At 41.8% G+C, this 11,409-nt stretch carries 8 protein-coding genes; 5 read left to right on the top strand and 3 right to left on the bottom strand.

The annotated features are described in order from the left end of the window. The 5 genes from AC570I_RS19120 to AC570I_RS19100 all read left to right on the top strand — a co-directional run. Positions 1 to 180: type IX secretion system membrane protein PorP/SprF (locus AC570I_RS19120; RefSeq protein WP_497406758.1), on the top strand; the 180-nt coding region annotated here is incomplete at its 5' end. Between the two features lie 42 nt (positions 181 to 222). Beyond that, positions 223 to 2,184 carry an OmpA family protein gene (locus AC570I_RS19115; protein ID WP_497406757.1) on the top strand — a complete coding sequence of 654 codons (1,962 nt, stop codon included), beginning with the start codon at positions 223 to 225 and terminating at the stop codon, positions 2,182 to 2,184. Between the two features lie 201 nt (positions 2,185 to 2,385). Then, the gene (gene dinB, locus AC570I_RS19110) at positions 2,386 to 3,690 is read left to right on the top strand and encodes a DNA polymerase IV (RefSeq protein ID WP_497406756.1); all 1,305 of its coding nucleotides are present in this window, start codon (positions 2,386 to 2,388) and stop codon (positions 3,688 to 3,690) included. A 67-nt stretch (positions 3,691 to 3,757) separates the two neighbouring features. Then, on the top strand, positions 3,758 to 6,757 hold the full coding sequence (gene dnaE / locus AC570I_RS19105; RefSeq protein ID WP_497406755.1) for a DNA polymerase III subunit alpha: 3,000 nt from the start codon (positions 3,758 to 3,760) through the stop codon (positions 6,755 to 6,757). A gap of 53 nt (positions 6,758 to 6,810) precedes the next feature. After that, complete coding sequence (locus AC570I_RS19100; protein ID WP_497406754.1) at positions 6,811 to 7,329, top strand: YdeI/OmpD-associated family protein; 519 nt, start codon at positions 6,811 to 6,813, stop codon at positions 7,327 to 7,329. Here the strand turns inward: AC570I_RS19100 and AC570I_RS19095 are convergent. From AC570I_RS19095 to AC570I_RS19085, 3 genes are all read right to left on the bottom strand, one after another. After that, the gene (locus tag AC570I_RS19095; RefSeq protein WP_497406753.1) at positions 7,318 to 8,058 is read right to left on the bottom strand and encodes a polyprenol monophosphomannose synthase; all 741 of its coding nucleotides are present in this window, start codon (positions 8,056 to 8,058) and stop codon (positions 7,318 to 7,320) included. The genes AC570I_RS19100 and AC570I_RS19095 overlap by 12 nt on opposite strands. A gap of 114 nt (positions 8,059 to 8,172) precedes the next feature. Beyond that, positions 8,173 to 9,654: a peptide MFS transporter gene (locus AC570I_RS19090; protein ID WP_497406752.1), complete on the bottom strand. Its 1,482-nt coding sequence runs from the start codon at positions 9,652 to 9,654 to the stop codon at positions 8,173 to 8,175. Between the two features lie 66 nt (positions 9,655 to 9,720). Then, a complete protein-coding gene (locus AC570I_RS19085; RefSeq protein WP_082120746.1) occupies positions 9,721 to 11,316 on the bottom strand; it encodes a peptide MFS transporter in 1,596 nt (531 codons plus the stop codon). Positions 11,317 to 11,409 lie beyond the last annotated feature (93 nt).

Here is an 11,409-nt window from a genome sequence, read left to right as displayed (position 1 = left end):
CCACGTAACTCTGCTGTTGCAGCGATACAGATCTTCCCATCAGAAAAAATCAGGATTGGTTATGGTTATGATTTCTCTATCGGTCCTTTACAGGGGTATAGCGGAGGTACACATGAGATCTCAATTGCGTATTCATTCATTAAACCAAACATCCGACTGGCAACACCAAGAGTTTTTTAAACATTAAATCAGTAAATTAGCTAAATTATCCAATCAATTATAATGAAGAAAATTTTAATAGGTACCTGCTTCTCTGCATATTGTTTATTTGTAACTGGTTTCTCTGCGCAAGCGCAATATGTAATCAAGGATGCTGATAAACAGTTTGACTTGTTTAATTACAGCAAGGCGGCAGATTTATACGAGCAGGCCTATAAAAAGAAAGAAACTTTACACGCTGCCGAACGTTTGGCCAATGCATACGCCAATATGTACAATTACAAACAGGCAGAAAGCTGGTATGCAATAGCTTCTAAAATGGCCGGCAGTAAACCTGAAAATATTTTAGGCTATGCAAAAGCGCTCCAGAATAATTCAAAATACAGTGAAGCAAAAGTTCAGTATTTAAATTATATCGAGCAGAAAAAAGACGTTCCGGAAAGACAGCAAGCCGTTTGGATCGGATCATGTGATTCAGCAATAAAATGGATCAGGAATCCAAAAAAAGTAGAGCTGATCAATCAAAAGGAATTAAACAGTACACAATCAGACTGGGGAGCTTTCAAATATCAGAATGGAGTAGTTTTTACATCCGACCGTTCAAACAGTAAACTGGAATCGAACGAAAGCCGCCCTTTCTTACGATTTGATGGCACCAAAGAGCCTAATGCTAATATATATGGCTGGACGGGAAATGGCTACCTCAAATTATATTATAAAGCCTCTTCTAAAGACAGTCTGGCATTGTTTCCAATCAGAACAGGTACGCGTTATCATGTGGGTTCAGCAAGTTTTACTGCTGATGGAAAAACCATGTATTTTACACTCACCCGCATTACCGACGAACTGGAACGTTTGAAAAAACAACCCACAACGGTTAACGTTGAAATATTCAGCAGCACCAAATCCGCAGATGGTACCTGGAGCGAACCGGTATCTTTCGCCTACAATAACGTGAACGAGTATTCTGTTGGAGATCCATTTGTCACCACCGACGGCAATAGTCTGTACTTTGCATCTAACATGCCTGGCGGCTTAGGTGGAACAGATATCTACGTTTGCCTGAAAACCGATGCAGGAGAATGGGGAAAACCAATTAACCTGAAAGAGGTCAATACACCTGGTAACGAACGGAGTCCGGTTTTCGATGAGAAAGATAATTTTTATTTTTCAAGCGATGGCAGAGTGGGTATGGGCGGACTGGATGTATACCAGGCTTTAAGACAAGGAGGTGGGATTGGTGTAATAGAGAATCTTGGTTACCCCTTTAACTCTCCGCAGGATGACTTTAGTTTCAGTCTGAATGAAAAAGGCGGCATTGTTTACCTGTCCTCAAACCGTGAAGGTGGAGTGGGTAGTGATGATATTTATTCGATAGATCAGAAAGCGATATTAGCTTTTAAACTGGAAGGACGGGTTTTCGATCGTAAAACCAGCGATCCATTAACGAATGCGGTGGTTACACTTGCTAAAGTGAATGGCTCAGTAATCAAAACCGAAACAGATGAAAACGGATTCTATGAGTTTAATCTCGCGAAAGAATCTGAGTACAATGTTTCTGCTGAAAAAACCGCTTACAGATCTGAGGTAGAAAACCTGGCGACCATTGGCTTAACAACATCGGAAGTGTTGAAACAGGATTTATACCTTGAAGCAATTGAGTTGATGAAAGGGATCAGACTGGAAAATATTTACTACGATTTCGATAAATGGAACATTCGTCCGGATGCAGCGGTTGAACTGGATAAGCTGGTTAAGATTTTGGTTGAAAATCCAACGATCTGGATTGAGCTGGGCTCGCACACCGATAGCCGCGGAAAGGATGGCTATAACCTAAGCTTGTCGCAAAAAAGAGCTGAGTCTGCCGTTCAGTATATCATATCAAAAGGCATTGCTAAAAACCGCATCACGGCTAAAGGTTACGGCGAAACGCAACTGTTAAACAAGTGTAGCAATGGTGTAGAATGCAGCGATGCTGATCACCAGTTAAACAGAAGAACGGAGTTTAAAATTGTTAAGCAATAAATAAGACTAATAGCATAAATATTGAAATGCCCTGATAGCAATATCAGGGCATTTTTTATGCACCAACATTCAGAACAAAAAACGTTAAGCTAAAAATGTTAGTATATTGTGGATAATTCACGAATTCATTTTTAAGTCAAAGCTAAATATATTAGTAATTTTGATTGTAAAATTATTCTTAACATTTTAAACGCTGATGATATGAACCAGACTGATAAACATATCATACACATGGATCAGGATGCCTTTTTCGTATCTGTAGAATTAAGGAAAAATCCCAGCCTGGTTGGGAAGCCTGTTATTGTTGGAGGCGGATCTGATCGGGGCGTCGTAACTTCCTGTAGTTATGAGGCCCGTAAGTTTGGTGTACATGCCGCTATGCCAGGAAGGATGGCCAGACAACTCTGTCCCCAGGCAATATTTGTCCGCGGGAATATGGAAGACTATTCCAAAGCATCTCATGAAATCACAGAGATTATTGCAGATAAAGTCCCGCTTTTCGAAAAGGCGAGCATCGATGAACACTATATCGACATGACCGGAATGGACAAGTTTTTTGGCTCCATGAAATTTGCTTCCGAATTGCGCCAAACCATCATTAAAGAAACCGGCTTACCGATATCTTTTGGCTTATCTGTTAATAAAACGGTTTCAAAGATCGTAACCAATGAGTGTAAACCTAATGGAGAGCTCAAAATCCCCTTGCCTGAAGTACGCTCATTTCTGAATCCCCTGGCCGTGCATAAAATACCGGGCATTGGCGATTCAACCTATAAAAGGCTAAGTGAGATGGGCGTGCGTAGAATACAAACACTTGCAGAAGTTCCGCAGGATTTGATGTTTAAGATTTTGGGTCAGCATGGACTGGGCATCTGGCAGAAAGCCAACGGAATTGATCTTTCGCCCGTAGTGCCTTACCGGGAACGTAAATCAATCGGTACCCAGACAACTTTTGAAAGTGACAGTATGGATATTTCGAAGATGAAGGCTATACTAAGTGGAATGGTTACCAATTTAACTTATGAACTCCGGCACCAGCAGAAACTTACAGCCTGCATTACGGTTACGATCCGGTACTCGAATTTCGAAACGGTTACCCAGCAGGCGCGGATTCCCTATACTGCGCTGGATTCATTCCTGACCGCAAAAGCGCACGACTTGTTTGAGCGACTCTATTCCCGCCGGATGATGTTGCGCCTGATCGGGGTAAAACTGTCTCATCTGGTGAGCGGGTTTGAGCAGATTGGCCTGTACCATACTTCTGAAGTTGAATACGATTTGTACCAGGCAATGGATAAAGTACGGGATCATTATGGATTAGAATCGGTAGTGAAAGCCTGCATCGTCAAGCCCCCGCTTAAAGACGAAAATAATAAAGTAATTAAATATAACCCCAGGAAGAAAAAAGCGACAACAGAGCGGCCGGATGAGACGGAAGAGAAGAGACGTTCGCGGATCAGAACCTTCATTAATACTGACCTGGGAACAGCAACGAAGCTGGATTAGTTAAACTGTCCACCCATCATTCAATCACCCACCATATCTTGTACCTGATACTGAAATGTTTCTAAACGTGCATTCTACATATAGCCTTAAATATGGAACCATTCCCGTTCAGGAAATTGTACGTCAGGCCCGCGCATTGGATATTCACCAATTGGTTTTAACCGATATCAATAATTCAACGGGTGCCATGGAGTTTATCCGTGAATGCGAAAAGCAAAAACTCAAGGTCGACAAAACAGAACAGCACGCAGGAAATGACCCATATTTAATTAAGCCGGTTACCGGCATTGAATTCCGGTTAAATAACCTTTTACTTTACATTGGTATAGCAAAAAACAAGGAAGGTATGCGGGAGCTCAACGAGTTTTTAACCTTTCATAACCTGAATCAGAAAGAACTTCCACGAACTGCACCAGCTTTCGAAAATGCTTTTGTGATTTATCCTTTTTCCAAAAATTCCGACCGGACCTTGAGATCAAATGAGTTTATGGGCATACGACGTGACCAACTCAATTTTTTGTATTCCCATCCTTTGGATTATATCAGGCATAAGCTGGTGGTTTGGCACCCGGTAACAGTTACAGGAAAGTATGAGTATCGTTTGCATGAGTATTTGCGGGCAATCAGTTCCAGCACCTTGCTAACTAAAGTTGATGAAGCAGATAAATGTTTGGAAGCAGAAGTTTTGATTTCGGAACAGGAAATTGAAAATCAGTTTGCCGAATATCCTTTTATACTCGAAAACACCCGGCGTATATTTGATAGTTGCTCCATGGATGACTACCTAGTGAAGGGCAAGTTCTCAAAAAATAAAAAAACTTATACTAGAACAGGTCCGGATGGTGACCGGCTGATGCTTCGCTATCTCGCGTTGAAAGGTTTAGCATACAGATATGGGATGGGCCATGCTGTTGCCAGGGAAAGGATCGAAAAGGAACTCAGGGTAATTGAAGCATTGGATTACTGTGCATACTTTCTGATTACCTTTGATATTATTCGTTTCGCTATCGACAAGTGCGGTTTTTATCATGTGGGGAGAGGATCTGGAGCCAATAGCATTGTTGCCTATTGTTTACGCATTACAGACGTTGATCCAATTGAACTTGATTTGTATTTTGAACGGTTTTTAAATGAAAAACGTACAAGTCCGCCTGATTTTGATATCGATTTTTCATGGGACGAACGGGAGGTGATACAGCGCTACCTCTTTGATCGGTATCCTAAAGGACATGTAGCATTTCTAGGAACCATGAGTACTTTTAAAGACAGGGCAATTATCCGCGAAATAGGAAAAGTACTTGGCTTGCCCAAAGAAGAAATTGACAGTTTTAGCGACCAGACAAAAGAAAGGGACAACCTCCAAAACCCTACGTTTAAAAAGTTAATGCTGGTCCACAGCCTCATGAGAGATATGCCCAACCAAAGATCGATTCATGCTGGCGGGATCTTAATTTCTGAAGAGCCGCTTACTTACTATACTGCTTTGGATTTACCTCCCAAAGGCTTTCCAACCGTACAATGGGATATGTATGAAGCCGAATTTATTGGTTTCGAGAAATTCGATATTTTAAGTCAGCGGGGCATAGGGCACATTAGAGAGGCTGTTCGTATTGTTAAGGAAAACCAGGGTAAGGATGTAGACATTCATAACTTCCCCAGGTTTCGGGACGACCCGAGACTGAACGCTGAGCTCAGGGAAGGTCAGCCCATCGGTTGCTTTTATATCGAATCGCCGGCCATGCGTCAATTGTTGAAAAAGCTTACTTGTGAAGATTACCTTACGCTGGTTGCAGCAAGCTCTATCATCCGTCCCGGGGTAGCCAGCTCTGGTATGATGAAAATGTACATTCAGAGTTATCATGCTCCTCACCAGGTCGAATACCTCCACCCGGTGATGAAAGAGCAATTGCTGGAAACCTTCGGTGTTATGGTTTATCAGGAGGATGTGATTAAGATCTGTCATCACTATGCGGGTTTGGATCTGGCCGATGCAGACATATTGCGGCGAGCCATGAGTGGCAAGTACCGGTCGAAACTGGAGTTTGATAAACTGGTACAACGTTTTTTCGATTCCGCGAAACAGTTAGGACGTGATGAAGAAGTGACTAAAGAGGTTTGGCGGCAGGTTTCATCGTTCGCAGGCTACAGCTTTTCGAAAGCCCATTCGGCTTCCTTCGCGGTAGAAAGCTATCAAAGCCTTTACCTTAAAACTTATTTCCCAAAAGAGTTCATGGTTGCGGTACTGAACAATTACGGAGGTTTTTACAGCAGATGGGTGTATGTACATGAATTACAGAAAACAGGCGCCAGGGTGCATTTGCCTTGTGTAAACTATAGCGATGAGGTGGTCAATATAAAAGGGAATGAAGCCTACCTAGGCTTTATAGGTATACAGGGGCTTGAAAATAAGTTTATCGAACGAATACCCCACGAGCGTGGGTTAAATGGCAATTTTAAGAACCTGGAGGACTTTGTGAAGCGTACACAGATTACACTGGAACAAGCTATTTTACTGATTCGTTTGGGCGCGCTAAGGTTCACGGGCAAAGATAAGAAGAGCCTGTTATGGGATATTCATAACTATCTCGGGCACCAGCGGAAGTTAACCAATACCGCTGAGCTGTTTAGTGTAGAACATAGCGTATATCAGTTGCCAGAACTCGAGAATTCCGCTTTGGAAGATGCCTATGCAGAGCTGGAGCTATTGGGATTTCCTCTAAATTACACCATGTTCGACTTTTTGAAAACCAAATACCGTGGTGACGTAAAGGCGGCAGATCTGCAGCGATTTGTGGGGCAGACAGTGAAAATGGTTGGTAATTATGTTTGTGAGAAAACTGTCCGTACTATCAAAAATACTAAGATGTGGTTCGGCACCTTTATAGATGATCAGGGCGATTTCTTTGATACCACCCATTTTCCGAATACTACACCGTTGTATCCTTTTAAAGGGAAGGGCTGCTATCTGATCTTAGGTAAAGTAGTGGAAGATTTTGGTTTTCCAAGTATTGAAGTTTTGAAGTTTGCCAAGCTCGAGATTGTGATGAATCCGGTAGCAGTTCACTAATACCACCCGATTAATTCATATCTTGGCTGATGTAATGTCCTCGAGATTTAGTTATGGTTCACCTTAAAGCAGAAATAGAGCGCTTCGCGCAAATGGGCGAAAAGACGGGATGGAGTTATGTATTCATTCCCGCGGCTAAGGCAAACGAAATAAAACCCGGTTGCAAAGTAAGTTTCAGGGTGAAAGGAACAATTGATGCGCTTGAAATAAGCGGTCTGGCCACCATTCCAATGGGCGAGGGGGATTACATCATTGCGCTGCGATCTGAGCTTCGTAAAAAGCTTAAAAAAGAGGCGGGAGCAGCTATTGAATTATCCTTGGAAGAGGACATGACATTCAAAATTGAAATGCCCGAAGATCTGGAGATATGCCTGGCCGATGGGGAAGGACTATTGGAGCATTTTCTGGGGCAACCGAAGTCGCATCAAAACTATTTTATTAAATGGATTAACGAGGCTAAAACAGAAGCTACCCGAACTAAAAGACTGACCATGACCGTTAGTGCAATGGAAAAAGGGCAGGACTATGGAGCAATGATCAGAGCATCTAAATCCAGGCCTTTAGATGGATGATTTCCGGTTATAGTCCCTGAACCAGCTACTTGCTTTCATCTGGATAACACCTAAAAATGCTTCACGGAAAATTCGCGTGCTCATCTTTGATGTCCCTTCAGTCCGATCAGTGAAGATGATGGGGACTTCTACCACATTGAAACCGAATTTGATGGCCGTAAATTTCATTTCGATCTGGAAGGCATACCCCACGAACCGTATTTTGTTTAGCGGAATAGTCTCCAGTACAATCCGGCGATAACATTTAAAACCGGCAGTGGCATCCTGAATATTTATTCTGGTGATAAACCGCACATACATTGAGGCGAAATACGACATCAGCACCCTGCCCATAGGCCAGTTTACCACATTAACACCTTTTACATATCTCGATCCAATCGCCACATCCGCACCTTGTAAACAGGCATCACGTAAGCGGGCAAGATCGTCGGGATTATGCGAGAAATCTGCATCCATTTCAAAGATGTATTGATAGTCCCGTTGCAAAGCCCAGTTGAAACCATAAATGTAGGCTGTGCCCAGTCCTTGCTTCCCTGACCGCTCTTCTATGAACAAATGATCCTGATACTCTCCCTGCAGCGATTTTACAATCTCAGCTGTGCCATCGGGCGAGCCGTCATCAATAATTAAAACATGAAAAGGCTGAGTCAAAGAAAATACCTTTCGGATAATCTTTTCTATATTTTCCTTTTCGTTATAAGTAGGGATGATAACTAAACTGTCTGACACGGTTATTATTTTTTTAACGAAAGCCATTTTAGCTTTCAAACTGCGAAAGTAAATATTAAAAGTGAATAATCCCTATCCGGAAGCCTAATAGGGATTAAATGTTTGATGTAAAGCTTAACGAACTTCGCCCATTAATTTCTTCACCAGCTGCGAAAACACGATCAGTCCAACGCCGGCAATTAATGAATACAATGCTAAAACCTTGTATCCCTCGGTGTAAGCAACTAGTTTAGCCATCAGCGAAGCATTCTCTATAGTCGACATTTCTGCGCCTAGTTTACCTGCTGCAAGCTGCCCGAAAGCACTGGATAGAAACCATAATCCCATCATCATACCGAACATCTTTTTTGGGGAAAGTTTGGTGATGATCGACATCCCGATTGGACCCAGGCAAAGTTCTCCGAGGGTAAGCAAAAGATAGGCTAACGTGAAAATATTCAACGAACTAATCCCTTGCGCATTGGCAAAGAAACGCGTAGCATAGAAAACGTAAAAGCTGAGTGCCAGTAACAGAAAACCGATTCCAAACTTAACAACGGTATTAGGTTCTATCTTGCGTTTATGCATCCCTATCCACAAAATACCTATCAACGGGCTGAAAATAATCACAAATAGTGAGTTTACACTGTTGTTAACCACATTAGGGTCGATGTTAAGAAAAACCAGACTATGATCGAGATTATCTTTTGCAAAGAGCGATAATGAGCCGCCGCTTTGCTCAGAAATAGCCATAAAAATGAAATAACAAAAAATGAAAACAAAAGCTGCAATCAGTTTATATTTCGCCTGCAGGGTAGGTACCATAGCTGTTTCATAAATAAAATAAATCAGGGCTATAATGCCAATGGTGTACATGAAATAATCTGTATAATCGGTGTTCTTTACCATGATAAAGATTAGTGGAATCGATATCAGCGAGCCGATGTAGACGGCGATTTCATAAATTGTACGTTTCTTTTTATCGAGGTTAAGGAGTGGAGAATCACCAATAGGTCCGAGGTGCTTTTTAGTAAAGATAAACGTACCAAGACCAAACGCCATCACCGATGCTGCCGATAGAAAGCAATAGTGCCAGTTGTAATACTTGCCCAGATAAATGCACATCGCACCACCAAGCAAACCACCAATATTTATTCCCGCATAGAACAACCCATAGCCCGCATCTCTTCTGTTATCTTTCTCGTGATACAGTTCACCAACCATCGATGAGATGTTGGGTTTAAAGAAGCCGGTTCCAATGATTGAAAGCGTAATGCCCGCATAAAAGAAATCGTGTGGAGAAACCGCGAGGATGAGGTTTCCCAAAATCATCAGCGAACCACCCCAGAACAAAGATTTTTTGAAGCCTAATACTTTATCGGCAAAAATGCCACCTATAAAAGTAAAAGCATACACAAATGCTTGTATTGCACCATATTGAAGATTTGATTTCTGGTCGCTCAAACCCAGTTGCTCCACCATGAAAAAGGCGAGTACACCGCGCATACCGTAAAAACAGAATCGCTCCCACATCTCTACAAGTGACAGGTACCAAAGTTGCTTTGGATATTTACCTTCAAAATTCTGAATCTGCTCTAATGTTATTTCTTTTTCCATTACAAGTTTTTAACAGAAAAACCCACCAGTAGTGGCGGGTTTTTAAAAATTAGATTATTTTATTTTCTAGTGTACGCCATGCATCCATTTACGCAATATCGGACTAATAGCAAACATCACGAATCCGGCCACTACCGGAATAATAGTGAATATTAAGAAGAAGGTTGATATAGAATATTCTGCACTGATTTTATCGATTAAAGAACCGGTTGCACCTGCAAGGTAATTTCCAATCGCTGTACAGGTAAAGAAAACGCCAAACATCAGGCCTACCAGATTGGGAGGGGCAAGTTTACTCACGTAAGATAATCCGACTGGGGAAATGCAAAGCTCACCAACAGTATGGAAGAAATAAGCAAAAATTAGCCAGAATAAACTTACCTGGGCTGAAGTAGCGCCCTGAGGGATATCTGATCCGCCGTAGGCTAAACCCGCAAAACCGATCCCTACAAATATTAACCCTAAACCAAATTTCACCGGACCGCTGGGGTTAAATTTACTCTCCCAGAATTTGGAAAAGATTGGTGCAAGTGAAACAATGAAAAAGCTGTTTAAAACGCTGAACCATGAAGCAGGAACCTCTGTGCTTACAGAACCTAACTCTCTGTCTACTTTCCAGATGGCAATAACCCAGATGATAACAAAGCTTAACAGGGTAAACAAAATGGTTGCCGGATATTTTTTAAATATTTTAGAAGCTAAACTGGCCAATACTACAGTTACCGCTACCAAAGGGAAAATGGTTAAAATACTGTCAATCCATTTAAAAGTTGTCGCTGCACCTCCTGTCAGGTTTCTCAATGTATAATCCTTGGCGAAGATTGTCATAGATCCGCCAGCCTGTTCGAAAACCATCCAGAAGAAAATTGTAAATATAGAAAGGATGGCGATCACCCATAAACGCTGACTCCTCACATGTTTAGGGATTTCAACAACAGTCGGGTCTGCTTTTTCTACTTTTTCGGTTTTATCAACAGCAGCACCGATTACACCGAATATTTTTTGTGCAAAGTAAAACTGGAGCATCCCGAAAAGCATGAAAACTCCTGCTAATCCGAAACCATAATGCCAGCCCACTTTTTCGCCAATATAACCGCACATTAACATACCTATAAAGGCACCTGAGTTGATACCCATGTAAAAAATGGCGTAGGCACTGTCTTTTTTATCGCTGATAGGAGGGTAGAGTTTACCTACAATGGAGGAAATATTTGGTTTAAAGAATCCGTTTCCGACGATAAGCAGTAGTAAACCTAAATAAAAGAAATTGGTACTGATTCCTTCCAGAGCCATTGAAGCATGTCCAAGGGTCATGATAGCAGCGCCAAGGATAACAGCCTTTCTGTAACCTGTAAATCTGTCGGCGATTAATCCGCCCAGTATTGGCGTAAAATAAACAAGTCCGGTATATAATGCATAAAGTTGCAGTGCTTCCGGACGAGGCCAGCCCCAGCCATTTTTACTTAGATCACTGATTAAAAATAAAACTAAAATGGCACGCATACCATAGTAGCTGAAGCGTTCCCACATTTCAGTAAAGAACAGTACAAATAAACCTACGGGATGGCTAAATAGTTTCTCACTTGATACGCCCTGACTTGCTAAATGGAGGTCTAACTCCTTATCATGGTCAATGCTAGTCGTTTCACTAGATGTTTGCATAAAACGTTTGTTGGTTTTAGTTTATGAATTCAGAATTTGTGTGTTGTTTAAGCTAGTTTGCAGGGCGCAATATAGTCAGTGATTGGCAAACTC

Source organism: Pedobacter sp. A2324, from assembly GCF_059693705.1.
Note: the sequence above shows the minus strand (reverse complement) of the source record. Positions and strands in the feature narration are given on the sequence as shown.

What these genes read in the sequence shown, in the direction of transcription:
- AC570I_RS19115 (WP_497406757.1), top strand. Translation starts at nt 223, where the DNA reads ATGAAGAAAATTTTAATAGGTACCTGCTTCTCTGCATATTGTTTATTT.
- dinB (WP_497406756.1), top strand. Translation starts at nt 2,386, where the DNA reads ATGAACCAGACTGATAAACATATCATACACATGGATCAGGATGCCTTT.
- AC570I_RS19100 (WP_497406754.1), top strand. Translation starts at nt 6,811, where the DNA reads ATGGTTCACCTTAAAGCAGAAATAGAGCGCTTCGCGCAAATGGGCGAA.
- AC570I_RS19090 (WP_497406752.1), bottom strand. Translation starts at nt 9,654, where the DNA reads ATGGAAAAAGAAATAACATTAGAGCAGATTCAGAATTTTGAAGGTAAA.
- AC570I_RS19085 (WP_082120746.1), bottom strand. Translation starts at nt 11,316, where the DNA reads ATGCAAACATCTAGTGAAACGACTAGCATTGACCATGATAAGGAGTTA.